28 protein-coding genes are annotated in these 26,954 nt (G+C 56.2%); 15 read left to right on the top strand and 13 right to left on the bottom strand.

Annotated features, from left to right (window positions below; translation table 11 throughout):
• Nucleotides 1-70: 70 nt before the first annotated feature.
• The 7 genes from queA (at nt 71) to HII27_RS06770 (ending at nt 6,394) form a co-directional block, all read left to right on the top strand.
• On the top strand, nt 71-1,141 hold the full coding sequence (gene queA / locus HII27_RS06800) for a tRNA preQ1(34) S-adenosylmethionine ribosyltransferase-isomerase QueA (RefSeq protein WP_185667177.1): 1,071 nt from the start codon (nt 71-73) through the stop codon (nt 1,139-1,141).
• A gap of 53 nt (nt 1,142-1,194) precedes the next feature.
• A complete protein-coding gene (gene tgt, locus HII27_RS06795) occupies nt 1,195-2,322 on the top strand; it encodes a tRNA guanosine(34) transglycosylase Tgt (RefSeq protein ID WP_123649993.1) in 1,128 nt (375 codons plus the stop codon).
• Between the two features lie 22 nt (nt 2,323-2,344).
• Nucleotides 2,345-2,677, top strand: coding sequence for a preprotein translocase subunit YajC (gene yajC / locus HII27_RS06790; RefSeq protein WP_123649994.1), 333 nt, complete (start codon nt 2,345-2,347; stop codon nt 2,675-2,677).
• Between the two features lie 27 nt (nt 2,678-2,704).
• Nucleotides 2,705-4,552 (top strand): protein translocase subunit SecD, encoded by a 1,848-nt coding sequence (gene secD, locus HII27_RS06785; RefSeq protein ID WP_185667176.1) that lies wholly within the window; start codon nt 2,705-2,707, stop codon nt 4,550-4,552.
• Nucleotides 4,553-4,562: 10 nt separating this feature from the next.
• The gene (gene secF / locus HII27_RS06780; RefSeq protein WP_185667175.1) at nt 4,563-5,534 is read left to right on the top strand and encodes a protein translocase subunit SecF; all 972 of its coding nucleotides are present in this window, start codon (nt 4,563-4,565) and stop codon (nt 5,532-5,534) included.
• Between the two features lie 116 nt (nt 5,535-5,650).
• Nucleotides 5,651-5,998, top strand: coding sequence for an HNH nuclease YajD (gene yajD, locus HII27_RS06775; RefSeq protein ID WP_035895149.1), 348 nt, complete (start codon nt 5,651-5,653; stop codon nt 5,996-5,998).
• A 288-nt stretch (nt 5,999-6,286) separates the two neighbouring features.
• Nucleotides 6,287-6,394, top strand: a complete 108-nt coding sequence (locus HII27_RS06770) for a type I toxin-antitoxin system toxin Ldr family protein (RefSeq protein ID WP_035895150.1) — start codon at nt 6,287-6,289, stop codon at nt 6,392-6,394.
• 89 nt (nt 6,395-6,483) lie between these two features.
• On the opposite strand, the gene HII27_RS06765 is transcribed toward HII27_RS06770, so the two are convergent.
• Both HII27_RS06765 and HII27_RS06760 read right to left on the bottom strand, forming a co-directional pair.
• Complete coding sequence (locus HII27_RS06765) at nt 6,484-7,347, bottom strand: nucleoside-specific channel-forming protein Tsx (RefSeq protein WP_185667174.1); 864 nt, start codon at nt 7,345-7,347, stop codon at nt 6,484-6,486.
• Nucleotides 7,348-7,645: 298 nt separating this feature from the next.
• Complete coding sequence (locus tag HII27_RS06760; RefSeq protein WP_185667173.1) at nt 7,646-8,188, bottom strand: SadB/YajI family lipoprotein; 543 nt, start codon at nt 8,186-8,188, stop codon at nt 7,646-7,648.
• 151 nt (nt 8,189-8,339) lie between these two features.
• Here HII27_RS06760 and nrdR point away from each other — a divergent pair, with 151 nt between their 5' ends.
• The 6 genes from nrdR to pgpA all read left to right on the top strand — a co-directional run bounded on the left by nrdR (nt 8,340) and on the right by pgpA (nt 12,423).
• Complete coding sequence (gene nrdR, locus HII27_RS06755) at nt 8,340-8,789, top strand: transcriptional regulator NrdR (protein WP_052283888.1); 450 nt, start codon at nt 8,340-8,342, stop codon at nt 8,787-8,789.
• 3 nt (nt 8,790-8,792) lie between these two features.
• Complete coding sequence (gene ribD, locus HII27_RS06750) at nt 8,793-9,896, top strand: bifunctional diaminohydroxyphosphoribosylaminopyrimidine deaminase/5-amino-6-(5-phosphoribosylamino)uracil reductase RibD (RefSeq protein ID WP_185667172.1); 1,104 nt, start codon at nt 8,793-8,795, stop codon at nt 9,894-9,896.
• 85 nt (nt 9,897-9,981) lie between these two features.
• The gene (ribH, locus tag HII27_RS06745; protein ID WP_001021161.1) at nt 9,982-10,452 is read left to right on the top strand and encodes a 6,7-dimethyl-8-ribityllumazine synthase; all 471 of its coding nucleotides are present in this window, start codon (nt 9,982-9,984) and stop codon (nt 10,450-10,452) included.
• 19 nt (nt 10,453-10,471) lie between these two features.
• The gene (gene nusB / locus HII27_RS06740; protein WP_185667171.1) at nt 10,472-10,891 is read left to right on the top strand and encodes a transcription antitermination factor NusB; all 420 of its coding nucleotides are present in this window, start codon (nt 10,472-10,474) and stop codon (nt 10,889-10,891) included.
• 76 nt (nt 10,892-10,967) lie between these two features.
• Entirely contained in the window at nt 10,968-11,939 is a 972-nt protein-coding gene (thiL, locus tag HII27_RS06735; RefSeq protein ID WP_185667170.1) for a thiamine-phosphate kinase, read from the top strand.
• Nucleotides 11,932-12,423, top strand: a complete 492-nt coding sequence (gene pgpA, locus HII27_RS06730) for a phosphatidylglycerophosphatase A (RefSeq protein ID WP_223883161.1) — start codon at nt 11,932-11,934, stop codon at nt 12,421-12,423. The genes thiL and pgpA overlap by 8 nt, the downstream gene beginning before the upstream one ends.
• Before the next feature lie 89 nt (nt 12,424-12,512).
• On the opposite strand, the gene HII27_RS06725 is transcribed toward pgpA, so the two are convergent.
• From HII27_RS06725 to xseB, 4 genes are all read right to left on the bottom strand, one after another.
• On the bottom strand, nt 12,513-13,487 hold the full coding sequence (locus HII27_RS06725; RefSeq protein ID WP_185667168.1) for an aldo/keto reductase: 975 nt from the start codon (nt 13,485-13,487) through the stop codon (nt 12,513-12,515).
• Nucleotides 13,488-13,550: 63 nt separating this feature from the next.
• A complete protein-coding gene (gene dxs, locus HII27_RS06720; protein WP_185667167.1) occupies nt 13,551-15,413 on the bottom strand; it encodes a 1-deoxy-D-xylulose-5-phosphate synthase in 1,863 nt (620 codons plus the stop codon).
• 18 nt (nt 15,414-15,431) lie between these two features.
• A complete protein-coding gene (ispA, locus tag HII27_RS06715) occupies nt 15,432-16,331 on the bottom strand; it encodes a (2E,6E)-farnesyl diphosphate synthase (protein ID WP_185667166.1) in 900 nt (299 codons plus the stop codon).
• A complete protein-coding gene (xseB, locus tag HII27_RS06710; protein ID WP_185667165.1) occupies nt 16,332-16,574 on the bottom strand; it encodes an exodeoxyribonuclease VII small subunit in 243 nt (80 codons plus the stop codon). It lies immediately after the preceding gene.
• A gap of 200 nt (nt 16,575-16,774) precedes the next feature.
• Between xseB and thiI the strand changes: the two genes are divergently transcribed.
• Nucleotides 16,775-18,223 carry a tRNA uracil 4-sulfurtransferase ThiI gene (thiI, locus tag HII27_RS06705; protein WP_185667164.1) on the top strand — a complete coding sequence of 483 codons (1,449 nt, stop codon included), beginning with the start codon at nt 16,775-16,777 and terminating at the stop codon, nt 18,221-18,223.
• A 73-nt stretch (nt 18,224-18,296) separates the two neighbouring features.
• On the opposite strand, the gene yajL is transcribed toward thiI, so the two are convergent.
• Both yajL and panE read right to left on the bottom strand, forming a co-directional pair.
• Nucleotides 18,297-18,890, bottom strand: a complete 594-nt coding sequence (gene yajL / locus HII27_RS06700) for a protein deglycase YajL (RefSeq protein ID WP_185667163.1) — start codon at nt 18,888-18,890, stop codon at nt 18,297-18,299.
• Complete coding sequence (panE, locus tag HII27_RS06695) at nt 18,853-19,764, bottom strand: 2-dehydropantoate 2-reductase (protein ID WP_185667162.1); 912 nt, start codon at nt 19,762-19,764, stop codon at nt 18,853-18,855. Before panE ends, yajL begins: the two co-directional genes overlap by 38 nt.
• A gap of 159 nt (nt 19,765-19,923) precedes the next feature.
• On the opposite strand from panE, the gene HII27_RS06690 reads away from it, so the two are divergent.
• A complete protein-coding gene (locus tag HII27_RS06690) occupies nt 19,924-20,421 on the top strand; it encodes a YajQ family cyclic di-GMP-binding protein (protein ID WP_185667161.1) in 498 nt (165 codons plus the stop codon).
• 42 nt (nt 20,422-20,463) lie between these two features.
• Here HII27_RS06690 and HII27_RS06685 read toward each other — a convergent pair whose 3' ends face one another.
• From HII27_RS06685 to HII27_RS06665, 5 genes are all read right to left on the bottom strand, one after another.
• Nucleotides 20,464-21,828: an MFS transporter gene (locus HII27_RS06685; RefSeq protein ID WP_185667160.1), complete on the bottom strand. Its 1,365-nt coding sequence runs from the start codon at nt 21,826-21,828 to the stop codon at nt 20,464-20,466.
• Nucleotides 21,829-21,986: 158 nt separating this feature from the next.
• A complete protein-coding gene (locus HII27_RS06680) occupies nt 21,987-23,006 on the bottom strand; it encodes a Gfo/Idh/MocA family protein (RefSeq protein WP_185667159.1) in 1,020 nt (339 codons plus the stop codon).
• The gene (locus tag HII27_RS06675) at nt 23,003-24,367 is read right to left on the bottom strand and encodes an MFS transporter (RefSeq protein ID WP_185667158.1); all 1,365 of its coding nucleotides are present in this window, start codon (nt 24,365-24,367) and stop codon (nt 23,003-23,005) included. The genes HII27_RS06680 and HII27_RS06675 overlap by 4 nt, the downstream gene beginning before the upstream one ends.
• Before the next feature lie 13 nt (nt 24,368-24,380).
• Nucleotides 24,381-25,184, bottom strand: coding sequence for a sugar phosphate isomerase/epimerase family protein (locus HII27_RS06670; RefSeq protein ID WP_185667157.1), 804 nt, complete (start codon nt 25,182-25,184; stop codon nt 24,381-24,383).
• A gap of 72 nt (nt 25,185-25,256) precedes the next feature.
• Entirely contained in the window at nt 25,257-26,951 is a 1,695-nt protein-coding gene (locus HII27_RS06665) for an FAD-dependent oxidoreductase (protein WP_185667156.1), read from the bottom strand.
• Nucleotides 26,952-26,954 lie beyond the last annotated feature (3 nt).

Genomic DNA, 26,954 nt, shown 5'->3' with positions numbered 1-26,954 from the left:
GGTAAGGGTTGCAGGGATGTCTCCCCGGCACTAGACTACCCGCCTCATTATTAAGCCCAGAGTCACAGTCATGCGCGTTGCCGATTTCTCCTTTGAACTACCCGAATCCCTGATTGCCCACTATCCACAAGCTGAGCGTAGCAGCTGTCGCTTGCTCTCTCTGGACGGGCCGACGGGCGCGCTGACGCACGGTACTTTCACCGATTTGCTCGACAAGCTCAACCCTGGCGATCTGCTGGTCTTTAACAATACCCGCGTGATCCCGGCGCGCCTGTTTGGCCGTAAAGCCAGCGGCGGCAAGATTGAAGTACTGGTCGAGCGTATGCTGGATGATAAACGTATTCTGGCACATATTCGCGCCTCTAAGGCGCCGAAGCCGGGTGCGGAACTGCTGCTGGGCGATGATGAAAGCATTAAGGCAACGATGGTTGCGCGTCATGATGCGCTGTTTGAAGTCGAGTTCGACGACGAGCGCAGCGTGCTGGATATTCTGAATGCTATCGGCCACATGCCGCTGCCGCCGTATATCGACCGTCCGGACGAAGACGCTGACCGCGAGCTGTATCAGACCGTGTATAGCGAAAAACCAGGTGCCGTTGCGGCACCGACCGCGGGCCTGCACTTCGACGAACCGCTGCTGGCGAAGCTTCGTGAAAAGGGCATCGAGATGGCGTTTGTCACCCTGCACGTGGGCGCGGGTACCTTCCAGCCGGTGCGCGTTGACAGCATTGAAGACCACATCATGCACTCCGAATACGCGGAAGTGCCGCAGGACGTGGTTGATGCGGTACTGGCGGCGAAAGCGCGCGGCAACCGCGTGATTGCCGTCGGCACCACCTCCGTTCGCTCGCTGGAAAGCGCAGCGCAGGCGGCAAAAGATGAGCTGATTGCGCCGTTCTTCGGCGACACGCAAATCTTTATTTTCCCAGGCTACCAATACCAGGTGATTGATGCGTTGGTGACCAACTTCCACCTGCCAGAATCGACGCTGATTATGCTGGTGTCCGCTTTTGCCGGTTATCAGCACACCATGAACGCCTATAAGGCTGCTGTAGAACAAAAATATCGCTTTTTTAGTTACGGTGATGCCATGTTTATCACGTACAATCCGCAGGCTATTTTTGAGCGTGTCGGGGAGTAAGTTCCCGGCATGAGAATTTAACGTCGGACTGTTTTTCTGACGCAGGAGTAAAGATGAAATTTGAACTGGATACCACAGACGGTCGCGCTCGCCGCGGCCGCCTGGTTTTTGATCGTGGCGTAGTTGAAACGCCTGCCTTTATGCCGGTGGGTACCTACGGCACCGTTAAGGGCATGACGCCGGAAGAAGTAGAAGCGACCGGCGCGCAAATCATTCTTGGCAACACCTTCCACCTGTGGCTGCGCCCGGGTCAGGAAATCATGAAGCTGCACGGCGACCTGCATGATTTCATGCAGTGGAAAGGGCCAATCCTGACCGATTCCGGCGGTTTCCAGGTCTTCAGCCTGGGCGATATCCGTAAAATCACCGAGCAGGGCGTGCACTTCCGCAACCCTATCAACGGCGACCCGATCTTCCTCGATCCGGAAAAATCGATGGAAATTCAGTACGATCTCGGTTCCGATATCGTGATGATTTTCGACGAGTGTACGCCGTACCCGGCGGATTGGGACTACGCCAAGCGCTCGATGGAAATGTCTCTGCGCTGGGCTAAACGCAGCCGCGACCGTTTCGATGGCCTCGGCAACAAAAATGCGCTGTTTGGCATCATTCAGGGCAGCGTTTACGAAGATTTACGTGATATCTCCGTCAAAGGTCTGGTGGAGATTGGCTTTGATGGCTACGCTGTCGGCGGCCTGGCGGTAGGTGAGCCGAAAGAAGACATGCACCGTATCCTGGAGCACGTTTGCCCGCAGATCCCTGCTGACAAACCGCGTTACCTGATGGGCGTTGGCAAACCAGAGGACCTGGTTGAAGGCGTTCGTCGCGGTATCGATATGTTTGACTGCGTTATGCCAACGCGTAACGCCCGTAACGGTCATCTCTTTGTGACCGACGGTGTGGTGAAAATCCGTAATGCTAAACATAAGAGCGATACCAGCACGCTTGATGCCGAGTGTGATTGCTACACCTGTCGCAATTATTCGCGTGCATACTTGCATCATCTTGACCGTTGCAACGAAATATTGGGCGCGCGCCTCAATACCATTCATAATCTTCGCTACTATCAGCGCTTAATGGCTGGTTTACGCAAGGCTATTGAAGAGGGTAAATTAGAGAGCTTCGTGACCGATTTCTACCAACGCCAGGGGCGTACCGTTCCACCTTTGAACGTTGATTAATTTTAATAATGAGGGAATTTGAATGAGCTTTTTTATTTCTGATGCGGTAGCAGCAACCGGGGCTCCATCGCAGGGCAGCCCGATGTCTCTGATTCTGATGCTGGTGGTTTTCGGCCTGATCTTCTATTTCATGATCCTGCGTCCACAGCAAAAACGTACCAAAGAGCATAAAAACCTGATGAGCTCCATCGCGAAAGGCGATGAAGTGCTGACGAACGGTGGCCTGGTGGGTCGTGTGACCAAAGTAGCGGAAACTGGCTACATTGCTATCGCACTGAACGACACCACTGAAGTGGTTATCAAACGTGACTTCGTAGCTGCCGTTCTGCCGAAAGGCACCATGAAGGCGCTGTAATATTTCGTTTTCCCAAAGGGAACTGCCGTGTTAAACCGTTATCCTTTGTGGAAGTATGTCATGCTGATCGTCGTTATTGTCGTCGGTCTGCTGTATGCGCTTCCCAACCTGTATGGTGAGGATCCGGCCGTTCAAATCACTGGCGTGCGCGGCGTCGCCGCCAGTGAGCAAACGCTGATCCAGGTCCAGAAAACGTTACAAGAAGAAAAAATTACCGCTAAGTCTGTGGCACTGGAAGAGGGCGCTATTCTTGCGCGCTTCGACACCACCGACATCCAGCTGCGTGCGCGTGAAGCGCTGGTAAACGTGCTGGGTGACAAATACGTCGTGGCGCTTAACCTTGCTCCGGCAACACCGCGCTGGCTGGCTGCGATTAACGCAGAGCCAATGAAGCTCGGTCTTGACCTGCGTGGTGGTGTGCACTTCCTGATGGAAGTGGATATGGACACTGCGCTGGGCAAACTCCAGGAGCAAAATATCGATAGCCTGCGCAGTGACCTGCGTGAAAAAGGCATTCCTTATACTACCGTTCGCAAAGAAGACAACTACGGTCTGAGCATCACTTTCCGTGATAGCAATGCGCGTGATGAAGCGATCTCTTATCTGAGCAAGCGCCATCAGGATCTGGTGATTTCCAGCCAGGGTAGCACTGCGCTGCGTGCGGTGATGACCGATGCTCGCCTGAGCGAAGCCCGCGAATATGCGGTTCAGCAGAACATCAACATTCTGCGTAACCGTGTTAACCAACTGGGCGTTGCTGAGCCAGTGGTTCAGCGTCAGGGTGCTGACCGCATCGTGGTTGAACTGCCAGGTATTCAGGACACCGCGCGTGCGAAAGAGATTCTGGGTGCGACTGCGACCCTGGAATTCCGTCTGGTAAACACCAACGTTGACCAGGCTGCGGCTGCCTCTGGCCGCGTGCCGGGCGACTCCGAAGTGAAAGATACCCGTGAAGGTCAGCCAGTTGTGCTGTACAAGCGCGTGATTCTGACCGGTGACCATATCACCGACTCCACTTCAAGCCAGGATGAGTACAACCAGCCGCAGGTTAACATCTCGCTCGATAGCGCGGGTGGTAACATCATGTCTAACTTCACTAAGGACAACATCGGTAAGCCGATGGCGACCCTGTTCGTGGAGTACAAAGACAGCGGTAAGAAAGACGCTAACGGTCGCGCTATTCTGGTGAAACAGGAAGAGGTGATTAACATTGCCAACATCCAGTCTCGTCTGGGCAACAGCTTCCGTATTACCGGTATCAGCAACCCGAATGAAGCGCGTCAGCTCTCTCTGCTGCTGCGTGCCGGTGCGCTGATTGCACCGATTCAGATTGTTGAAGAACGTACTATCGGCCCAACCCTGGGTATGCAGAACATCAAGCAAGGTCTGGAAGCGTGTCTGGCCGGTCTGGTGGTCTCTATCCTGTTCATGCTCTTCTTCTATAAGAAGTTCGGTCTGATCGCGACAAGCGCACTGCTGGCTAACCTGGTACTGATCGTCGGTATCATGTCACTGCTGCCGGGCGCGACGTTGAGTATGCCGGGTATCGCGGGGATTGTGTTAACCCTTGCGGTCGCGGTCGATGCTAACGTACTGATCAACGAACGTATTAAAGAAGAACTGAGTAACGGACGTTCGGTACAACAGGCAATCAACGAGGGCTATGCCGGCGCGTTCAGTTCCATCTTCGATGCGAACATTACGACGCTGATTAAAGTCCTGATCCTGTATGCAGTCGGCACCGGGGCAATTAAAGGGTTCGCGATTACTACCGGTATCGGTGTGGCAACGTCGATGTTTACCGCGATTGTCGGTACGCGTGCCATCGTAAACCTGTTGTATGGCGGCAAGCGCGTCAAAAAGCTGTCAATCTGAGGAGTGCGATGTGGCACAGGAATATAGTGTTGAACAATTAAACCACGGCCGTAAAGTCTATGACTTTATGCGCTGGGACTACTGGGCTTTCGGCATCTCAGGTTTCCTGCTGATCGCGGCCATCGTGGTGATGGGCGTACGCGGGTTTAACTGGGGTCTCGATTTCACCGGCGGTACGGTGATTGAAATTACGCTGGAAAAACCGGCGGACATGGACTTAATGCGCGATGCGCTGGAGAAAGCGGGCTTCGTTGATCCGCTTCTGCAGAACTTCGGCAGCAGCCATGACATCATGGTACGTATGCCACCAACCAAAGGTGCGGATGGTGGACAGGTACTGGGTAGCAAAGTGCTGAGTGTGATTAACGAATCCACCAGTCAGAATGCTGCCGTGAAGCGTATTGAATTCGTTGGGCCAAGCGTGGGGGCCGATCTGGCGCAAACCGGTGCGATGGCGCTGATTGTCGCGCTGATCTCTATCCTGGTGTACGTCGGTTTCCGCTTTGAGTGGCGACTGGCGGCAGGTGTGGTTATCGCGCTGGCGCACGACGTTATCATTACGCTCGGGATCCTGTCGTTGTTCCATATCGAGATTGACCTGACCATCGTGGCATCGTTGATGTCGGTCATCGGTTACTCGCTGAACGACAGTATCGTGGTATCTGACCGTATTCGTGAAAACTTCCGCAAGATTCGTCGCGGTACGCCGTACGAAATCTTTAACGTGTCGCTGACCCAGACGCTGCACCGTACGTTGATTACGTCCGGTACCACGTTAGTGGTTATTCTGATGCTGTACCTCTTCGGTGGTCCGGTACTGGAAGGCTTCTCGCTGACTATGCTTATCGGTGTTTCCATCGGTACCGCATCGTCTATCTACGTAGCCTCGGCGCTGGCGCTGAAGCTGGGTATGAAGCGTGAGCATATGCTGCAGCAGAAAGTGGAGAAAGAAGGGGCGGATCAGCCGTCAATTCTGCCGTAATCTGCCGCTCTGAGGGCACGAATAAAAGCCGCAACGCCGTAGGGTGTTGCGGCTTTTTTATTGCCCATTTAGACTGTGCGTATTCCCTTACATTGAACACGACATATCGAGTCATTATGGCCATCATCCCAAAAAACTACGTGCGGCTGGAAAGCGGCTACCGTGAAAAAGCGCTGAAACTGTTTCCGTGGGTCTGCGGGCGCTGTTCGCGCGAGTTCGTCTACTCCAACCTGCGTGAGCTGACGGTTCACCATATGGATCACGACCATACCAACAACCCGGAAGATGGCAGCAACTGGGAGCTCCTGTGCCTGTTCTGTCACGATCACGAACACTCGAAGTACACCGAGGCAGACCAGTACGGTTCTACGGTCGTCGCCGGGGAAGATGCGCAGAAAGACGTGGGCGAGGCGACCTACAACCCGTTCGCTGACCTGAAAGCGATGCTGAACAAAAAGAAATAGCCGACGTGCTGTAACGCGTACATCGTTGCTGGAATCCCGATCGCAAGGTCGGGATTTTTTTGTTTTTACATCATGAAGATAGTGGTGAGCGGAGTAGAATCAGCGGCAAGCCGGGTCTCCCGGTGAGGCGCAGTGTTGCGGGGGCTTGATCCCCGGTGGCCTTGTCGCTGGAAAGAGAAAACCCCCGCACATTGTTCGGTATTCACCGGCAACATAACGGGGGCTAACTTGACTCCAGACAAGTTGAGGATAGCCGCGAACCGTTGCCATTGCAACCAAGGCGGCTGTATGACGCTCACGGAAGTTTGCATTATTGTCTGGCACGATCTGGCCGCACCTACGCTGGTCGGTATTGCGACAGGTCTGTTTTTAGGCTGGTGGCATAGTCAGAGATAAAGCGAGGTGGGCGAACCTGCCGCCCGCGTGGCAGCATGCGCCCGAAACAGGCCAGAGGGAAACCTCTGGCCTTTTTTGCGGTGTCGAACTTAGAAGTTGTAACCTACAACAAAGTAACCACCCCAACCGGTAGACTTAGCGCTGAAATCGCCTTCGCCCCAGTTCAGGGTATTGCCACCTTGCCACTGGCCACCGTTATGGAAGTAACGGGCAACGACGGAGTAGTGCCAGTGATCGTAGTTCAGGGCCAGAACGTGGCTGGATGCGATGGAGTTGCTGGTACGGTTAGGTTCGTCGCCCAGATCGGAACCCCAGTCGAAGTTGGTGAAACCGATATAGCTCAGTTTGCCGCCCCACAGGTCACTGATTGGCACAAAGTATTTCACTTTGAAGCGGTAGCCATCCCACTCGTTTTCGTTCGCGGCACCGTAGTTCTGCCACTGGTATTTGGCATACACGTTCAGGGACAGACCCATCGGCAGACCGGTATCGATATCGGTACCCAGACCCATATACCAGGTGCTCTGGCGGCTGCCTTTGTTGTCACCCATATCGTAGATATAGTTGTTCGCGATATACCACTCTTTGAACGGACCAAAGCTCAGGTCAGCACCGGTCAGCTTGTCGATAGAGAAGCGCGGTTCGATCTCCATAAACAGCGGAGAGCCGTCAGACCATACGCCTTTATCGTTGCCGTTACCCCAGTCAAAGGTCTTAGGAATATCGATGTAGCCGTAGAAGTCGAGCCAGTCTTTTTTGGCAAACGCTTCATATTCCAGGTATACGTCGTTATTCAGCTTTGGCGAGAAGCGGGTGTGATAGCTACCCACCACGTTTACGCTCTGATGCCACCAGTCGGAGACATACTGAGGTTGAGAGTCGCCTGCTGCGTTAGCAGTGAAAGATGCGGAGAGCGCCAGTGCAGCACCGGCTGCTAATAATGTTTTTTTCATATTTGTGCCACTAATAAAAAAAATCGAAAGAGAGTGATTTTTATCACCGAAGTTTTTCTAAATGTTTCGTGTTTCTGCGAGCCTATTATATGAATCCTTGCTCACGAAAATCAGTCACAGTTCACACATTTTTCAAACGCGTAATCGATTGCGTTCACGTTTGCGTAGATTAGACGCCGCGATTGTACTGATGGGGTGAATTATTGCAAATGTTTACATACGAGAAATGTGTTTCAGGCGTGGGAAAGAGAAGGCGAGTTCAGGGGGAGTATTGTTACAACTCCCTCCTGTAGAACGGTTACTGTGCGTTGGCAGGCTGCACGTCGTGAATACGAACAAAGCCGAGCTGATCGGGGGTAACGCCGTTAAGCTGCAGCGGGATATCGACGTCGCTCGGTGCCAGCACGCTTGCCGGCGCGGAGAAGAGCTGATTCTGCACGTTGACCTCTTGATACTGCTCGGTTGTGCCCTGAATCTGACCCCACTCAACGGTGCCGGTGAAGGCCGGGAGCGCCTCGTTCGATTCCCCCTGGATGCGCAGCGTCACCGCCGTGCCCTGAGCGTTAGCGGCGATATTGCGCAATGACATGCGCAGAGTGCCCACCTGGCTGTTCAGACGGGCAGGCGTGTTAGCGCCGGGAAGCAGGTAGACACCGCGCGTAGACTTCGCATTCAGCGCGTTTTGCTGAGTGATTTTTACCGTTTCTTTATTCAGCTGCGTCATCTCGGTACTGAGCGCGCTAATGCTTTGGTGCATCTGCTTAACTTCAGACTGTTGCGCACAGGCGCTCAGGCTGACGAGGCTTCCCAGCAGGGCGATTCTTAGGTAACGTCTTGTCATGCTGTCTGTTTCCTTCTCTTCGGGATAACGCAATGGTAGCGCGCAATACGGCATCTGGCATCGATCCTTTGTCTCAAAAAGCGCTGCGCCTTTGTTGTATCCGCAGTTCAGGGTAAAATAGATTCCCATCACCTCATCGTCAGGACGTCGTATGCACTGCCCATTCTGTTTCGCCGTAGACACTAAAGTCATTGACTCCCGTCTCGTGGGAGAAGGTTCTTCCGTTCGCCGCCGTCGGCAATGCCTGGTGTGCAACGAGCGCTTTACCACCTTTGAAGTGGCAGAACTGGTGATGCCGCGCGTGGTGAAAAGCAACGACGTGCGTGAACCGTTTAATGAAGATAAGCTGCGTAGCGGTATGCTGCGCGCCCTGGAAAAACGCCCGGTTAGTTCCGATGATGTAGAAATGGCGATTAACCATATCAAATCGCATCTTCGCGCGACCGGTGAACGTGAAGTGCCGAGCAAACTGCTGGGTAACCTGGTCATGGAACAGCTGAAAAAGCTCGATAAAGTGGCCTATATCCGCTTTGCGTCGGTATACCGCAGCTTTGAAGATATTAAAGAATTTGGCGAAGAGATCGCCCGCTTACAGGACTAAGCTATGCACGATGAAATGTACATGGCGCGCGCGCTAAAGCTGGCGCAACGCGGTCGCTTCACCACGCATCCCAACCCACGCGTGGGCTGCGTGATTGTCAATCAGGGCGAAATTGTTGGCGAAGGTTTCCACTACCGCGCCGGTGAACCGCATGCGGAAGTGCATGCGCTGCGCATGGCGGGTGATAAAGCGAAAGGCGCTACCGCCTATGTGACGCTCGAACCATGCAGTCACCATGGCCGCACACCACCGTGCTGTGACGCGCTGATTGCCGCGGGCGTTTCCCGCGTCGTCGCCGCTATGCAGGACCCAAACCCGCAGGTTGCAGGGCGCGGACTGTACCGCCTGCAGCAGGCGGGTATTGAAGTCAGCCACGGTCTGATGATGAGCGAAGCCGAAGCGTTGAACAAAGGCTTCCTCAAGCGGATGCGCACCGGTTTCCCGTATATCCAACTGAAGCTTGGCGCGTCGCTCGACGGCCGCACGGCAATGGCCAGCGGTGAAAGCCAATGGATTACCTCGCCGCAGGCGCGACGCGACGTTCAGCGCCTGCGCGCAGAAAGCCACGCGATTCTAACCAGCAGCGCGACGGTGCTGGCGGATGACCCGGCGCTGACCGTGCGTTGGGACGAGCTCAATGCCGAAACGCAGGCGCTCTACCCGCAGGAAAATCTGCGCCAGCCGTTGCGCATCGTTATTGATAGCGGCAACCGCGTCAAGCCGGAGCACCGCATTGTGCAGCAGCCGGGTGAAACGCTGTTTGCGCGCACCGAGGATGATACTCGCGTGTGGCCGGAAGGCGTGCAAACGCTGAAAATACCGGAGCACAATGGTCACCTCGATCTGGTGCTGCTGATGATGCAACTGGGCAAACAGCAGATTAACAGCATCTGGGTGGAGGCGGGGCCAACGCTTGCTGGCGCGCTGATTCAGGCGGGGCTGGTTGACGAGCTTATCGTCTATATCGCGCCTAAACTGTTAGGAAGCGATGCGCGGGGATTATGTGTGCTGCCAGGCCTTGAGAAACTGGCCGACGCCCCCCATTTCAAATTCAACGAGATACGCCAGGTGGGCCCGGATGTGTGCCTGCATTTAACCACTGCGTGAGGCTTTCCGAATTAGAGGAAGCAGCGCCCAGAATATTATGATAAAATCCGCCCCCCTGCGGGGCAAATGAACCCAAAGGAAGAGTATGAACATTATTGAAGCTAACGTTGCTACCCCGGACGCTCGCGTCGCCATCACCATCGCGCGTTTCAACAACTTTATCAATGACAGCCTGCTGGAAGGTGCTATCGACGCCCTGAAGCGCATTGGTCAGGTTAAAGATGAAAACATCACCGTTGTTTGGGTTCCAGGTGCTTATGAACTGCCTCTGGCGGCTGGCGCACTGGCAAAAACCGGTAAATACGATGCGGTGATCGCGCTGGGTACAGTTATCCGTGGCGGTACTGCGCACTTCGAATATGTTGCTGGCGGGGCAAGCAATGGCCTGGCGCACGTCGCTCAGGACAGCGAAATCCCGGTAGCCTTTGGTGTTCTGACCACCGAAAGTATTGAACAAGCCATCGAACGCGCTGGCACAAAAGCCGGTAACAAAGGTGCAGAAGCTGCACTGACCGCGCTTGAAATGATTAATGTATTGAAAGCCATCAAGGCCTGATTTTTGTAAGGGGAAATCCGTGAAACCTGCTGCTCGTCGCCGCGCCCGTGAGTGTGCCGTCCAGGCGCTCTACTCCTGGCAGTTGTCCCAGAACGACATCTCCGATGTTGAATACCAGTTCCTGGCGGAACAAGACGTTAAAGATGTCGACGTCGTGTACTTCCGTGAACTGCTGTCCGGGGTGGCGACTAACAGCGCGTACCTCGACGGATTGATGAAGCCATACCTGTCCCGTATGCTCGAAGAGCTGGGCCAGGTAGAGAAAGCCGTACTGCGCATCGCGCTGTTCGAGCTGTCGAAGCGTGATGATGTGCCATACAAAGTGGCTATCAACGAAGCTATCGAACTGGCAAAAACCTTTGGCGCTGAAGACAGCCACAAGTTTGTCAACGGCGTGCTGGATAAAGCCGCTCCTGCTATTCGTCCCCACAAAAAGTAATCTCCAGGCCGGGTTTTGCCGAATCTCTTTCTGGCGAATCCCGGCCTTGTTTTATCCTTCTGCTGAGGCATAACGTATGGCATGCGGCGAATTCTCCCTGATTGCCCGTTATTTTGACCGAGTACGAAACGCCCGTCTTGATGTAGAAACCGGAATCGGCGACGACTGCGCGTTACTCAATATTCCCGAAAAACAGACCCTGGCTATCAGCACCGACACGCTGGTGGTGGGCAACCATTTCCTTCCTGATATCGACCCGGCTGACCTGGCCCACAAAGCGCTGGCGGTAAACCTTAGCGATTTAGCCGCAATGGGTGCTGACCCAGCCTGGCTGACGCTTGCGTTGACGCTGCCCGCGGTGGATGAAGCCTGGCTGGCGGCGTTTAGTGACAGGCTGTTTGAGCTGTTAAGCTACTACGATATGCAGTTAATTGGCGGCGACACCACCAAAGGGCCGCTGTCGATGACGCTGGGTATTCACGGCTACGTGCCGGTGGGCCGCGCGCTAAAACGTTCGGGTGCAAAACCGGGTGATTGGATCTACGTGACCGGCACGCCCGGTGACAGCGCGGCGGGCCTGGCGTTGATTCTGAATCAACTGACGATTGATAACCCTGAAGATGCAGCCTATCTGCGTCAGCGCCATCTGCGCCCGACGCCGCGTATCCTGCAAGGGCAGGCGCTGCGCGACCTGGCAAACTCGGCTATCGATCTCTCCGACGGTCTGATTTCCGATCTGGGGCATATCCTAAACGCCAGCGGTGTAGGCGCTCGCGTTGATCTCGATCTGCTGCCATATTCCGACGCGCTGCGTCGCCATGTACAGCCGGAGCAGGCGTGCCGTTGGGCACTTTCCGGCGGTGAAGACTATGAGCTCTGCTTTACCGTTCCAGAACTGAACCGCGGCGCGCTGGAAGTGGCGCTGGGTCAACTGGGCACACCGTTTACCTGCATCGGGCAAATCAGCGCCGATGTGGAAGGACTGCATTTCACCCAGGAGGGGAAAGCGGTGCAGCTCGACTGGAAGGGATACGATCATTTTGGCTAAGTACGATGAAGCAAAAAGCCGTCTGAATTTACGCAACCCCTGGCACCTGCTGGCAACGGGATTTGGCAGCGGTCTGAGCCCGGTAATGCCGGGTACGGCTGGCTCGATTGCCGCCATTCCCTTCTGGTACGTGCTGACGTTTCTGCCGCTACAGCTCTATTCGCTGGTGGTGATGTTCGGTATTTGTATCGGTGTTTATATCTGCCGCCGTACGGCGCGTGATATGGGCACGCATGACCACGGTAGCATCGTCTGGGATGAGTTTATCGGCATGTGGATCACGCTGATGGCAATTCCGGTCATCAACTGGCAATGGGTATTGGCGGGGTTTGTGCTGTTCCGTATTTTTGATATGTGGAAGCCCTGGCCTATTCGCTGGTTCGACCGAAACGTCCATGGTGGAATGGGGATTATGGTCGACGATGTTATCGCCGGGGTGATTTCGGCGGGGATACTGTTTGTGGTGGGGCATTATATTCTGTGATGTTACTGTAGCCCGGCCGAGCAGAGCGACGCCGGGGAGGGTACGGAGCCGCCCCGGGGTCGGCGTGACCGCCTCGCCCGGGCTACAGATTATTTGAACCCAACCACCGGATGCGGCTGATACGGCGCTTCCATTGAGGCAATCTGCTCCGGCGTCAGCGTAATATCCACCGCACTCAACAGCTCATCCAACTGCTCCTCGCGCGACGCCCCAATAATCGGTGCCGCCACCCCCGGTTTACTCAGCAGCCATGCCAGCGCCGTCTGCGCTCGGCTGGCTTCAACTTCCTGCGCGACTCGTTCCAGTTCCCCGGCAATCTGCTCATCGTTCTCTTCGGTTGAGCTATACAGCGTTTGCCCAAACTCGTCGGAGACCAGCCTTGCCGTCGTCTCGCCCCACGGGCGCGTCAGGCGACCGCGCGCCAGCGGGCTCCACGGAATCACCGCTACCCCTTCCTGAGTGCAGAGCGGCAGCATATCGCGCTCCTCTTCCCGGTAGATCAGATTGTAGTGATCCTGCATGGTGACGAACGGCGTCCAGCCGTTGGTTTTTTGCAGCGCCAGCGCGTGGGCAAACTGACGAGCGTGCATTGACGAGGCGCCAATAAATCGCGCCTTACCGGATTTCACCACCTCATCCAGTGCTTCCAGCGTCTCTTCAATGGGCGTGCGGTAGTCCCAGCGGTGAATCTGCAGTAGATCGACATAGTCCATCCCGAGGCGCTTTAAGCTATCGTCGATGGAGCGGAGAATTTGCGTGCGGGACAGACCCTCTTCCAGATCCCCCACCTGATGATAAACCTTGGTGGCGACCACCACTTCATCGCGGCGAGCGAAATCGCGCAGCGCACGGCCGACGATCTCTTCGCTGCTGCCGTCAGAATAGCTATTAGCGGTGTCGAAAAAGTTGATGCCGCCTTCGATGGCGCGCTGGATGATGGGGCGGCTGCTGTCTTCCGGAAGCGTCCAGGCGTGTTTACCCCGATCCGGTTCGCCGAAGGTCATACAGCCAAGGCAAAGACGAGAGACCCGAAGGCCGGTGTGTCCTAACGTATCGTATTGCATGAATCAGCTCCTGCTAGCGGGTAAGCGGTTTACCTTTAAGCATAGCAGGAGCGATGGGGAGGATTATGCTAGCCAGCCCGCGATCTTCGCTTCGATACCGGCGGCATCCAGGCCGAGGTCGGCGCGAGCCTCTTCCTGCGTACCCTGCGGGATAAAGAAGTCAGGCAGACCAATATTGAGTACCGGCACCGGTTTACGATGCGCCATCAGCACGTCGTTGACGCCGCTACCCGCGCCGCCGATGATGGCGTTCTCTTCCAGCGTCACCAGCGAGTCGTGGCGCGCGGCCATATCGAGGATCAGGCTTTCATCCAGCGGTTTCACAAAGCGCATATCAACCAGCGTGGCGTTGAGTTTCTCGGCGACGATTTCCGCTTCGGCCAGCAGGGTACCGAAATTGAGGATCGCCAGCTTCTCGCCTTCGCGTTTAATTACGCCTTTGCCGAGCGGCAGTTTTTCCAGCGGCTGAAGCTCAGCGCCGGTACCGCACCCGCGCGGGTAGCGTACCGCGCTTGGGCCATTGCTGTAGTGATAGCCGGTATAGAGCATCTGGCGACATTCGTTTTCATCGCTTGGCGTCATGATGACAAAGTCAGGGATGCAGCGCAGATAGGAGATATCAAACGCGCCCTGGTGCGTCTGCCCGTCGGCGCCGACAATGCCCGCGCGATCGATAGCGAACAGCACCGGCAGCTTCTGGATAGCCACATCGTGGATCACCTGATCGTAGGCGCGCTGCAGGAAGGTAGAGTAGATAGCCACGATCGGTTTATAGCCGCCAATCGCCAGGCCCGCTGCGAAGGTCACCGCGTGCTGCTCGGCAATCGCTACGTCGAAATACTGGTCAGGGTATTTTTTCGAGAACTCTACCATGCCGGAGCCTTCGCGCATCGCTGGCGTCACCGCCATCAGCTTGGCGTCTTTCGCCGCGGTTTCGCACAGCCAGTCACCGAAAATTTTCGAGTATGACGGCAGGCCACCGCTGCTTTTTGGCAGCTTACCGCTGGTGTGATCGAACTTCGGCACCGCGTGGAAGGTGATAGGATCTTTCTCGGCCGGCTCATAGCCACGGCCTTTTTTGGTCATGATGTGCAGGAACTGCGGGCCTTTCAGGTCGCGCATGTTCTTGAGCGTATTCACCAGCCCCAGTACGTCGTGGCCGTCCACCGGCCCGATGTAGTTGAAACCCAGCTCTTCAAACAGCGTGCCCGGTACTACCATGCCTTTGATATGTTCTTCGGTACGCTTGAGCAGCTCTTTAATCGGCGGTACGCCGGAGAAGACTTTCTTGCCGCCTTCACGCAGGGAAGAGTAGAGCTTGCCGGAAAGCAGCTGCGCCAGATGGTTGTTCAGTGCGCCGACGTTCTCGGAGATAGACATCTCGTTGTCGTTCAGCACCACCAGCATATCGGGTTTGATATCGCCCGCGTGGTTCATCGCTTCAAACGCCATACCGGCGGTAATTGCGCCATCGCCAATCACGCAGACGGTACGACGCTGTTTGTTCTCTTTACCCGCTGCAACCGCAATACCAATACCGGCGGAAATCGAGGTCGAGGAGTGACCGACGCTCAGCACGTCGTACTCGCTCTCGCCGCGCCACGGGAACGGGTGCAGACCACCTTTCTGGCGAATGGTGTCAATTTTGTCGCGACGGCCGGTCAGAATTTTGTGCGGATAGGCCTGGTGGCCGACGTCCCAGATAAGCTGGTCGAACGGCGTGTTATAGACGTAGTGCAGCGCCACGGTGAGCTCCACCGTGCCAAGCCCGGAGGCGAAGTGTCCGCTGGAACGGCTCACGCTGTCGAGCAGGTAACGACGCAGCTCGTCACACAGCTTCGGCAGGCTCTCTTTTGGCAGCAGGCGCAATTCCTGAGTGGAATCGACCAGCGCCAGGGTCGGGTATTTGGCAATATCAAAACTCATCTGAGACTCATTTATGGTTTATTTGTCGCGCAGGATGATGTAGTTCGCTAGCGCTTCCAGTGCTGTGGTATCCAGTGATTGTGCGGCCAGCTCGGTAAGAGACTGACGGGCATCGGCAATAAGGTCACTGGCTTTAGTCCGGGCTTGCTCAAGACCCAGTAGTGCAGGATAGGTGCTCTTGCCGAGCTGCTGGTCGGCACCCTGGCGCTTTCCGAGGGTCGCAGTATCGCCCACCACATCCAGAATGTCATCCTGAACCTGGAACGCCAGACCGATGCTTTCGGCATACTTATCCAGCAACGGCAGCGCCCTGCGGCCCTGTTCACCCGCGCTGAGTGCGCCCAGACGTACGGCGGCACGGATGAGTGCACCGGTCTTATGACGGTGAATGCGCTCCAGCATTTCCAGATTAACCTGTTGGCCTTCGGCTTCCAGATCCAGCGCTTGCCCCCCGCACATGCCTGCCACACCGCTGGCGGTTGCCAGCTCGGACAGCATTGCCAGACGATCGCGATCGGAGACCTCGTTCATCGGCGCATCACTCAGTATAGAAAACGCCAGCGTTTGCAGCGCATCCCCGGCCAGAATGGCGCTCGCCTCACCAAATTTAATATGGCAGGTTGGCTGACCACGACGCAGGTCATCATCGTCCATGGCCGGGAGATCGTCATGCATCAATGAATAGGCGTGAATGCACTCGACCGCCGCTGCTGGCGCATCCAGCGTCGCGAGGCTAACGCCGAACATCTGCCCGGTGGCGTACACCAGGAACGGGCGCAGGCGTTTACCGCCTAATAGTGCGCCATACTGCATGGCATCAACCAGTGGAGTGTTCTGAAACGGCAGTGGCGCAATAAAACGGCGCAGCGCGTCGTTTGCCTGCTCAACGCAGGCATTCAGCTGTTGCGAAAAATCCATTTATTCAGCGTCCGGCGTGAAAGGCTCTAGTGGGGAATCTTCATTATCGGCCAGCAGGATCTGCACGCGTTGTTCCGCCTGTTGCAGCTTCGTCTGCCCCTGACGTGCCAGCTGCACGCCACGTTCGAATTCATTCAGCGCCTCTTCCAGAGGAAGGGAGCCGCTTTCCAGACGGTTAACAATGTGCTCCAGCTCGGTTAAAGCGGTCTCGAAACTGGCCGGGGCTTCGTTTTTCTTTGGCATAGTGAATGTTTGGCTCTTGTTATGTCGCGACTGCGTCTATGGTAACGGAGTCTGGGTGTGAAGCAAATAACACGCAATGGTAAGCGGGATGATGGTATACTCCGCGTCCTGGACGCAGGTGCCCTCGCTATGAAACGGTACGCTGCGATACATCTTTTTGCCTAAAGCCCCGTCGGGCTTGCCAACGAACCATTGCCGCCATGAAGTTTATCATTAAATTGTTCCCGGAAATCACCATCAAAAGCCAAACTGTGCGTTTGCGCTTTATTAAAATTTTAACCGGGAACATTCGTAACGTTCTTAAAAACTACGATGAAACGCTTGCCGTCGTTCGCCATTGGGACCACATCGAAGTGCGTTCTAAAGATGAAGACAAACGTCTGGTGCTTCGCGACGCGCTGACCCGTATTCCGGGTATCCACCATATTCTGGAAGTCGAAGACGTTCCGTTTACCTCGCTGCACAATATTTTTGAGCAGACGCTGCCGCTGTGGCGTGAAGCGCTGGAAGGTAAATCGTTCTGCGTACGCGTTAAGCGTCGTGGTAAGCACGAATTCACGTCCATTGAAGTGGAGCGTTACGTTGGCGGCGGCCTGAATCAGCACATCGAGACGGCGCGCGTGAAGCTGACTAATCCAGACGTGACCGTTAACCTCGAAATCGAGAATGACCGTCTGCTACTGGTGAAAGGGCGCTACGAAGGTATTGGCGGCTTCCCGATTGGTACTCAGGAAGACGTGCTGTCGCTGATCTCCGGCGGCTTCGACTCCGGCGTGTCCAGCTATATGCTGATGCGTCGCGGCTGTCGCGTGCACTACTGCTTCTTCAACCTCGGCGGCGCGGCCCATGAAATCGGCGTTCGTCAGGTCGCGCATTATCTGTGGAACCGTTTCGGTAGCTCACACCGCGTGCGTTTCGTGGCGATCAACTTCGAGCCGGTGGTTGGCGAAATTCTCGAGAAAGTGGAAGACGGCCAGATGGGCGTCGTGCTGAAGCGTATGATGGTTCGTGCGGCATCACAAGTGGCTGAGCGCTACGGCGTACAGGCGTTGGTCACCGGCGAAGCGCTGGGCCAGGTATCCAGCCAGACGCTGACCAACCTGCGTCTTATTGATAACGTCTCTGATACCCTGATCCTGCGTCCGCTGATTTCTCACGATAAAGAGCACATCATCAATCTGGCGCGTGAAATCGGCACTGAAGACTTTGCCCGCACCATGCCGGAATACTGCGGCGTGATTTCGAAGAGCCCAACCATCAAAGCGGTGAAGGCGAAAATCGAAGCGGAAGAAGCAAACTTCGATTTTGCGATTCTGGATAAAGTGGTTGCCGAAGCGAATAACGTCGATATCCGCGAAATCGCGCAGCAGACCCAGCAGGACGTGGTGGAAGTTGAAACCGTCAGCGGCTTTAGCGACAACGACGTGATTCTGGATATCCGCTCCATTGACGAGCAGGATGATAAACCGCTGAAGCTGGAAGGCGTGGAAATCGCCTCTCTGCCGTTCTACAAGCTGAGCACCCAGTTCGGCGACCTCGACCAGAGCAAAACCTACCTGCTGTGGTGTGAGCGCGGTGTGATGAGCCGCCTGCAGGCGCTTTATCTGCGTGAGCAGGGCTTTACCAACGTTAAGGTATACCGCCCATAACTAAAAAAACCGGCCTGGCCGGTTTTTTTATATCAGGTAGCCCGGCCGAGCAGAGCGACGCCGGGTTTTGCACCTACTCTTCGTAGAAGTTATAAATCCCCGCCGCCATCACCAACTGCGACGCAATCTCATACGCTTTTTCACGCCCGACCAGCAGGTCGATAATCTTCAGCCCGAAATCAATCGATGTGCCCGGCCCCTGGCTGGTTAGCAGGTTGACGCGCGGGTCCCAGACCACACGCTTATCTTGCCACTGACCTTCAGGGATTTGGTCTTTCAGCGCCGGGAAACCGGTCATATTGCCGATAGGGAAGAGCTCATGGGGCACCAGCACGGTGGCGGCTGCCGCGCAGATAGCGGCGACAATACGCCCGGAGTTGTGAAATTGCCTCACCGTCTCGACCAGCAGAGGGCTATCGCGGAAGCACTCCGCGCCTTTAATACCGCCCGGCAGGATGATGATGTCGAAATCGCCGTCTGCCACTTCGACCAGCGGGGCATCAGCCAGCAGCTTAACGCCGCGGGAGCAGGTAATGGTCAGGTTGCCATCACCGGCGACGCTGGCGGTGGTGACGCTGATCCCGCCACGCACTAACAGATCGATAGTGGTGACGGCTTCCATCTCTTCACTACCAGGAGCGAGGCAAATCAGTGCCGACGCGCTCATATTCACTCTCCTTACGTTTAACCTGTTCATACAGGCGGGTATTTTCCGGCACCGGCATGCCGTGCGCCCGCGCGCGCTTGAGCAGGAAACCGGTGATATAGTCGATTTCCGTATGCCGAAGTGCGCGGATGTCCTGCAGCATGGAGGAGATGTTCTCCGCCGTCAGATCAATCACCTGATTAACATAAAATAACAGACTTTCCGGAGAGGTATGAAATCCTTCCCGCGTCATGGTCATCGCCACTTCATCGCAAATACGCGCCACCTGTTCCTGATGATGACGAAGTTCGCCGTTAGGGCAGTTCATCAGCGCCGTCATCGGGTTAATCACGCAGTTCACGGCGAGCTTACGCCACATGGCGGAGTGAATATTGTCGTGCCAGGCTACGTCCGGCAACACCTCCTGGAGGGTTTCCGCGAGCTGGCTGTAATCGTCATCGTAGTGTTTAGCCGGGCCGATGTGGGTGGTGCCGTTGGCGACGTGAATAATGATATTGCCATCGCGGCGGGCGGCCTGCGTGGTTGCCCCCAGCAGAATCGGCTGGCGCAGGCCGTTAAGCTCCTGCAACGTCCCCATACCGTTATGAATCAGCAAAATGGGCGTCGTTGCCGGAAGCGTCGCCGCCAGGCTTCTGACCGCATCGGAGACCTGCCAGGCTTTGAGGGTCACCAGCAGCAGATCGCTCTGCGCCAGGAAGTCGGGGTCATTGGCAATAAATGAGTGGTTGAATACGCTACCGTCCAATTCCATCACGTTGACGCTACAGTATGGCTGAGGTACGCGTAGCCATCCTTGTACTTCAAATCCTTTTTTATGGAGCGCGGTCATCCAGAGCTGGCCTAGCGCACCACATCCCAAAACGGTAATTTTCAAACATCCTCCTTACCACACCAGATGCTGCTGGTATGTCATACTTCACGCGAGCACTCGAATGAGTATAGCGTTATCAACTAAGCTTCCGGGGATAACAAGTTGAGTTATGCCGTGTTGCAGGTATTATGCAACGCAAAAGAAACTAAGGGAGGGGAAAAGATGCCATCTTTCGATATTGTCTCTGAAGTCGATCTTCAGTTTGCCGATGATGCCGTAAATAACGCTAACCGAGAAGTTGAATCTCGTTTTGATTTTCGAGGTGTAGAAGCATCATTTGAGTTTAATAAAACAAATAAAAGTATCAAAGTTCTGAGTGAATCAGATTTCCAGGTGAATCAACTTCTGAGTATTTTACGTGACAATCTTGATAAACGGGGAATTAAAGGTGGCGCATTAGATATTCCGGAAACCATTACCCACAGCGGTAAAACTTGGTTTGTGGAGGCTAAGCTGAAACAAGGGATTGAAAGTGCAGTGCAGAAAAAAGTCGTAAAGCTGATTAAAGACAGCAAATTGAAGGTACAGGCACAGATTAAAGGTGAGGAGATTCGCGTAACGGGTAAATCCCGTAACGATCTCCAGTCTGTCATGGCTCTGGTGCGTGGCGCGAAAGATGAGCTTGGTCAGCCGTTCCAGTTTAAAAACTTTCTCGACTAACCGTGAAAGTACTGCCCGCACGCTGCTGCGGGCAGTTTCGTCTTACCTGGCGGCTATCGCCTGCTCAACCTCAAAGCGGTTTGTCACTTTGCTGTCAATTTTGATGTAGGCCGAGTGCTCCTGCGCCACCACCAATACTTCTTTCACGCCATCGGTTGCCAGCAGGCGCTCGCGCAGTGCGTCATCGGCATCAATATCATCCGGGATCTGCACGCGCAGGCTGCTAACGTACGGCGGCTCCTGCATCGTCATCGAAACCAGTAGCCAGACCGTTGCCAGTAGTGCACCGGCGAGGAATACCGTTTGTGAGTCGAACAGGCCGTCAATCCAGCCTCCTAGTGAGCCGCCGATAGCGACGCCGAGGAACTGGCTGGTGGAGTAAATCCCCATCGCCGTACCTTTGTAGCCTGCCGGGGCTTCTTTGCTGATAAGCGAAGGCAGCAGCGCTTCCATCAGGTTAAACGCAAGGAAGAAAATCTGTACGCCAGCGACCAGTTCCCAGAAGTAGGTACCGGAGCCCCACAGCACGATTTCGGCAATCAGCAGCAGGGCGATACACAGCACGAACACCCGCTTCATGCGGCGCTTCACTTCGGCGTAGATGATAAAAGGCACAACCGCGACAAACGAGACGACCATGGTCACCAGGTAGATTTTCCAGTGCTCGGAAGCCGGGAAGCCTGCGGACTCCAGTTGGCCAGGCAGCGCCACGAAGGTCGACATCAGCAGGATGTGCAGACACATGATGCCGAAGTTCAGCTTCAGCAGCTTCGGCTCCATCAGCACTTTGCTAAAGCAGCCTTTGACCATCCCTGATTCGCGGTTGAGCACGTGGTTTTTGCTGTCCGGCACCACCCAAAGGGTAAGCAGGATGCCCAGCGTCGCCAGCCCGGCAATCATCCAGAACAACGCGTGCAGGCCGAGCTTGTGGGTGATAATCGGGCCCAGCACCATCGCAATGGCAAAGGTAACGCCAAAGCTGACGCCGATAAACGCCATCGCCTTGGTGCGGTTTTGTTCACGGGTCAGGTCGGAAAGTAGCGCCATGACCGCAGCGGCAATCGCGCCCGAGCCCTGCAGCGCGCGGCCGAGAATAATGCCCCAGATAGAATCCGACATCGCCGCAATCACGCTGCCAAGGACGAAAATGGCCAGCCCGCCGACAATCAGCGGTTTGCGGCCAATGCGATCGGAGATAAGGCCAAAGGGAATCTGGAAAACGGCCTGCGCCAGTCCGTAAATACCGATCGCCAGGCCAATCAGCGCTTCGCTTGCGCCCTGTAATGCCATGCCGTATGTGGTCAGAACCGGGAGGACCATAAACATGCCGAGCATACGCAAAGAAAATACGGTCCCTAAACCCCAGGTGGCGCGTAACTCACCCGGCGTCATTTTGTAATCGTTCATTCCCACCTCTATATAAAAGCTGGGAGTAGTGTAGTGCGGGGAGAGGGCAGGGTAAACAGACGCTTAATTAACAAATATTACATTATTGAATCATTTGTGCGGAATAGAGACAGAAACAATCACCCGGCGGCACCAGGGCCGCCGGAGTTAAAGCCTGGTCAGGCGGCTTTCTGCGATATCTGGCGAATGGCGTCGATCACTTTCAGTGAACGCAAAGCATCTGCCGCATCAATGATTGGCTCGGCCTTACCGGCGATCACCTGCAGGAAATGACGCAACTGCAGGATAAAGGGATCGATAGGCTCGACGGCGAGCGTTTCCTGCAGCAGCGGCGCATGCCAGCCGCTTTGTTCACCGTAGCGCCACCAGCGCATTTGCGGAATAGCCAGCGCCCCTTTGCTGCCGGAAATCAGGTAGCAGTTTTCTGGGGTATGGGCGTAAATCGCATTCTCTGCTGAATTCATCTCCCAGCTCCACGGGCTGACGCCGCAGTCGCTGAGCACCGCGCTGCCGAGTGCTCCGCAAGCAAAGCGCAGGTTGACTACGGCACTGTCTTCGTTGGCGAAACCGCGCCCGGCGTTGCTGGTCATCGCCTGCACTTCCTCAATTTCCCCCAGAAGATAGCGCAGCAGATCGATATCGTGCACCAGATTCACCAGCAGCGGCCCGGCACCCGGTTCACGACGCCAGGCAACGTCGAAGTAGTCATCGGGCTTTTGCAGGATCCAGTGCGCCGAGACCGCCACAATGTTGCCCAGCTCACCGCTGTCGATAAGCGACTTTGCCGCCGCCGTTAGCGCGTTGTGCCGCCGGTGGTGGCCTACCAAAACGGGAACGCCATGCTGCGCCGCGGCGTCGACCAGCGCTTGTGCGCATTCTGGCGATTCGGCGACCGGTTTTTCTACCAGCACCGGAATACCGCGCTCGACGCAGGCAATAGCGCACGGCACGTGCAGGGTGTTTGGCGTGGCGTTAATCACTCCTTGCGGATTGACCTGATCCAGCATGTCGTTGATATCGGCATACCACGCGATGCCCAGCGATGCCGCCAGCGCCTGAGCCTGCGGTGACGGATCGGCCAGCGCGACCAGCTCCGCCTCTGGTGTCAGCTGAATGACCTCAATATGCTTGCGGCCGATAGCGCCCGCGCCGATGATGGCAAGACGGATGCGATTCATGATGGGCTCCTCAGGGTGGTCGTGACGGGTGGTTTCGCGTTAGTCGGGCTTGCCGCCCAGTAGCCTTTGGCGGCCAGACCGATGACGGTCAGCGCTGCGGGAATGCCGAGGATCAGGAACACCGATTTAAAATCGAGCCCCAGCGCCAGCATTTCCGCACCGGCAAAGGCGCTAAGAATGGCACCGATTCGCCCGACACCGTGCATCCAGCTTGAACCGGTCGCACGAGCCTGGGTGGGGTAGAAACGGGCGGAAAGGGCGTTCATTCCGGTATTTGCACCGTTAAGGCAGGCGCCGCTGACAAACGCCAGCAGACAAAGCAGCGGGAAGTTCACCCCCGCGTAGCCAATCGCCATGGTGAACAGACCGCCCACGGCGAAGATAAACCCCAGCGCCCGGTGCGGATCGATACGGTCCATCAACCAGCCCGCGAACAACGAGCCGACGGTGCCGCCAGCCTGGTAAATCGCGGTCATTATCGCCGCCTGGCTGACGGTCAGGCCTATCTCTTTCACTAGCGTCGGTAGCCAGCTGCCGAGGATATAGACCAGAAACAGCCCCATAAAATAGACCAACCAAAGCATCAGCGATCCGAACAGATATTCGCGTGACAGTACAATGCGCATGGCGCTGCTCTTGATAGGCTGCTGGGGAAGAATGAAACTGACATTTTCACTGACCTGGCCGGGGAAAAAACGCTGAAGGATGGCGTGTATTCGCGCGGCGGGAGCCTGCTTTATCACCAGGAAGCGTGCCGATTCTGGCAGTTTCCAGATAAGTACCGGTGCGAATAACAGCGGCAGCACGCCGCCCAGCGCCATCAGTGAGTGCCAGCCAAACTCAGGAATAAGCCATGAGGCGGCAAATCCGCCGATGGCTGCGCCAAAGGTAAAGCCGCAGAAGATAACGGTGATGATAAACGAGCGCTGGCGCTCCGGCGCGTACTCCGAAACCAGCGTGCTCATATTGGGCATTGCAGCACCCAGCCCTAAACCGGTCATAAAGCGGAAAAAGATCATCTGTTCGATGTTCTGGGAGAACGCCGTGGCGATGGTCCAGAATCCGAAGAAGAAGACGCTGTTGATGATGATTTTTTTGCGCCCTAACCAGTCGGCAAGCGGGCCGGAGAAGAGTGCGCCGAGCGCAAGGCCAATCAGCGCCGTGCTAATAACAAAGCCGAGTTCATGGTTACTGACGCCCCATTCCTGCTTCAGCGTTGGGGCAATAAAACCCATAATGGCGATATCAAAACCGTCCAGCGCAATGACGCAAAAACCGAGAAAAATAACCAGTTTCTGGTAGCGGCTGAGCGGGTTGGTGTTAATTAATTCTCTGACATCCAGGCGTTGTGTCTGTGACATGGCAAGCTCCTGTTTACAGGAAGGATTGTGCAGCGTTAAACAGCAGCTGGGCGCGTTGTTGTGCCGGAAGTGCTCCCTGAGCGCCGGCCAGCGGCACTTCTACCGAGACGGGAATGGTCGGCGGGAGCACCGCAAGCAGACCGTGGAGATCCAGCTCACCTTCACCCGGGACACGACGCGCGCTGCGGGCCTGATAAATCAACTCCTGGGTATCCGTGGGAATTCGCGCTGGGGCGTCGCAGAGCTGCATATAGTTCAGTTGCTCTGGTGCGAGCGCACTGAGTGCCTCTAACGACTCGCCTGCTCGCCAGAAGTGAATGGCATCCACCAGAATACCGACGTTGCGCTGCCCGCTGGCGGCAATCAACTTTTGTGCGCTGGCAAGCGTGGGCAGATGGGTCCACGGCATCGGCTCCAGGTTCATGGTCAAGCCGTAGGCTTCCCCCGCCAGTGCCAGTGTCGCCAGGTTCTCCGCGCAGCGAGGAAGGTTATCGTCATTACCGGCGACCAGCACCTGCTGGGCTTCCAGGCGGGCAGCGGTTTCGAGGAACGGACGCAGCGCATCAAGGCTGAAATCCGGCGTCAGGCGCACAATCTCCACGTCTGAGACACGAATACCGGTATCGCGGAGCGCAGCCAGCGTTTCGCGTACCGTACGTGTATCGCCAAGCATGTCGTAATCGGGGTCGTCTGGCGTCGCGGGCAACAGGCGAATGCCAACGTGGCTGTAGCCGGTGAGCGCGGCGATGCGCACCTGTTCCGGCGGTGAAACGTCCAGCACGGTTAGTGCTGCAAGGGAGAGAGAACGCCTATTCATACAGACTCCAGTACAGTTGCAGGTGAGGTTTGTTGTTATGTTTGGCGCCTTTCCCTGGCTAAATGCGTATTTTTAAGATGTTATTTTTGCGGACAGATTTTTCCCCACCAGGTAACCAAAGGTCATGGCGGGGCCCAGCGTGATGCCGCCGCTGGGGTAGAACCCCTGCATCACGCTCGACATATCGTTACCCACGGCGAACAAGCCGGGGATGGGATGTTGCTCGGCATCCAGAACGCGCGCTTGTTCGTCGGTTTTCAGTCCGCTGAATGATCCCAGCGAGCCGGGCAGAATGCGTACCGCGAAGTAAGGCGCCTGTGTTAGCTCGCCCAGCGTCGGGCTGGGCTGGTGGCTGGCATCACCCTGCGCACAGTTATAGGCCGATGCGCCGCGCTGGAAGTCGTCATCGCGCCCCTGTCGGGCGAAGCCATTAAAGCGTTCGACGGTATCGCTAAGCACGGAACCGTCAATGCCGCATTGCTGTGCCAGCGCTTCCAGCGTGTCGGCGCTTTGCAGATAGCCGGTTCGTAGCCAGGCCTTCACCGGGAACGGCGTGGGGCGGGCGTGACCCAGGCCGTAGCGGTGCAGCGCGCGGCTATCGGCAATCAACCAGGCCACCGGTTTTTCGCCTTTTGGCGTGGCGTCCAGCAGCGCGGCGATAAAGTCGTGGTAGGAGTCGGCCTCATTGACGAAACGCTTGCCGTTACTGCGTACCGCGAGAAACCCCGGTTTAGCACGCTCAACAAGGTGCGGAAACGCCAGCTGTAGCCCGCTGGAAAGCGAGACGCGGGAGACCGGCGCCCACGCCATCGGGTGCTTAAGCGAGCCGTCAAACTGACCGCCTGCGGTTTCGCCAAGACGAATGCCATCGCCCTGATTTCCCGGTGGCGCAGCGGAGAAGTGGCCGTAACCCTGCGCTGCGTGTGGAACCTGCTCGGCCAGTCGCTGTTTATCATGCGGAAAACCGCCGCAGGCCAGTACCACCGCGCGGGCCGTAACCTGGATCTCGCCATCATCGCTACTAAGAATGGCGCCGGTCACGCCGTGGGCATCCCTTAATAAACGAGTGACCGGGGCGTTGAGTTGGAAACTCACGTTAGCGTCGAGCGCTGAGCGCAGAAGACGCGCGACCAGCGCATTGCCGTTGACCAGATGGCGGCCGCGTCCGTGGCGCAGGCGTTGCCAGCCGTGACGCGCCAGGCGACGAGAGGCGTACAGCGCCGAACGCGGTGAGCGCGTCGCGTTAAAGAAGTGCGCCATATCCGTACCGCCCGCAATGCCCATGCCGGCAAGGCTGATGGTCTCCAGCGGTGGACGCAGGCGGTGAAGCCAGTCACCTAGTCCGCGGGCATCGTACGGTTGGGCGGTGACGGAGCGACCACCGGTGGCAAAGCCTGTGTTGTTATGAAAGTCAGGCATTTTGCTACCGGACAGAAACTGCACGGCGGTGTTTTGCCGGAAAAAATTCACCATTTCCGGGCCGTAGCGTAAAAAGGTGCGCAGGCGTGCATCGGCAGGAAGGCCTTCCATCTCGGACTGCAGATAGCTCAGCGGGGCGGCATCGTCTTCTATGATGCCTTCCTCACGGGCCAGCGGGTTTTGCGGGATCCACAGCCAACCGCCCGACCAGGCGCTGGTGCCGCCGATCGTTGACTCTTTTTCGGCAACCAGCACTCGTGCACCGTGCAGTGCGGCGGTGACGGCGGCAGAAAGCCCAGCGGCGCCGGAGCCAATCACCAGCATATCTACCTCTACATGCCTGCTCATGGG

Source organism: Kluyvera sichuanensis (genome assembly GCF_014218705.1).
In the GTDB taxonomy this organism is placed as follows: Bacteria; Pseudomonadota; Gammaproteobacteria; order Enterobacterales; family Enterobacteriaceae; genus Kluyvera; species Kluyvera sichuanensis.
The sequence above is the reverse complement of the archived record's forward strand: the minus strand, read 5'-3'. Positions and strand labels throughout refer to the sequence as shown.

Coding starts and splice junctions, on each gene's coding strand:
- queA (WP_185667177.1), top strand. CDS start 71: ATGCGCGTTGCCGATTTCTCCTTTGAACTACCCGAATCCCTGATTGCC.
- tgt (WP_123649993.1), top strand. CDS start 1,195: ATGAAATTTGAACTGGATACCACAGACGGTCGCGCTCGCCGCGGCCGC.
- yajC (WP_123649994.1), top strand. CDS start 2,345: ATGAGCTTTTTTATTTCTGATGCGGTAGCAGCAACCGGGGCTCCATCG.
- yajD (WP_035895149.1), top strand. CDS start 5,651: ATGGCCATCATCCCAAAAAACTACGTGCGGCTGGAAAGCGGCTACCGT.
- HII27_RS06770 (WP_035895150.1), top strand. CDS start 6,287: ATGACGCTCACGGAAGTTTGCATTATTGTCTGGCACGATCTGGCCGCA.
- HII27_RS06765 (WP_185667174.1), bottom strand. CDS start 7,347: ATGAAAAAAACATTATTAGCAGCCGGTGCTGCACTGGCGCTCTCCGCA.
- HII27_RS06760 (WP_185667173.1), bottom strand. CDS start 8,188: ATGACAAGACGTTACCTAAGAATCGCCCTGCTGGGAAGCCTCGTCAGC.
- nrdR (WP_052283888.1), top strand. CDS start 8,340: ATGCACTGCCCATTCTGTTTCGCCGTAGACACTAAAGTCATTGACTCC.
- ribD (WP_185667172.1), top strand. CDS start 8,793: ATGCACGATGAAATGTACATGGCGCGCGCGCTAAAGCTGGCGCAACGC.
- ribH (WP_001021161.1), top strand. CDS start 9,982: ATGAACATTATTGAAGCTAACGTTGCTACCCCGGACGCTCGCGTCGCC.
- thiL (WP_185667170.1), top strand. CDS start 10,968: ATGGCATGCGGCGAATTCTCCCTGATTGCCCGTTATTTTGACCGAGTA.
- HII27_RS06725 (WP_185667168.1), bottom strand. CDS start 13,487: ATGCAATACGATACGTTAGGACACACCGGCCTTCGGGTCTCTCGTCTT.
- dxs (WP_185667167.1), bottom strand. CDS start 15,413: ATGAGTTTTGATATTGCCAAATACCCGACCCTGGCGCTGGTCGATTCC.
- ispA (WP_185667166.1), bottom strand. CDS start 16,331: ATGGATTTTTCGCAACAGCTGAATGCCTGCGTTGAGCAGGCAAACGAC.
- xseB (WP_185667165.1), bottom strand. CDS start 16,574: ATGCCAAAGAAAAACGAAGCCCCGGCCAGTTTCGAGACCGCTTTAACC.
- thiI (WP_185667164.1), top strand. CDS start 16,775: ATGAAGTTTATCATTAAATTGTTCCCGGAAATCACCATCAAAAGCCAA.
- yajL (WP_185667163.1), bottom strand. CDS start 18,890: ATGAGCGCGTCGGCACTGATTTGCCTCGCTCCTGGTAGTGAAGAGATG.
- HII27_RS06690 (WP_185667161.1), top strand. CDS start 19,924: ATGCCATCTTTCGATATTGTCTCTGAAGTCGATCTTCAGTTTGCCGAT.
- HII27_RS06685 (WP_185667160.1), bottom strand. CDS start 21,828: ATGAACGATTACAAAATGACGCCGGGTGAGTTACGCGCCACCTGGGGT.
- HII27_RS06680 (WP_185667159.1), bottom strand. CDS start 23,006: ATGAATCGCATCCGTCTTGCCATCATCGGCGCGGGCGCTATCGGCCGC.
- HII27_RS06675 (WP_185667158.1), bottom strand. CDS start 24,367: ATGTCACAGACACAACGCCTGGATGTCAGAGAATTAATTAACACCAAC.
- HII27_RS06670 (WP_185667157.1), bottom strand. CDS start 25,184: ATGAATAGGCGTTCTCTCTCCCTTGCAGCACTAACCGTGCTGGACGTT.
- HII27_RS06665 (WP_185667156.1), bottom strand. CDS start 26,951: ATGAGCAGGCATGTAGAGGTAGATATGCTGGTGATTGGCTCCGGCGCC.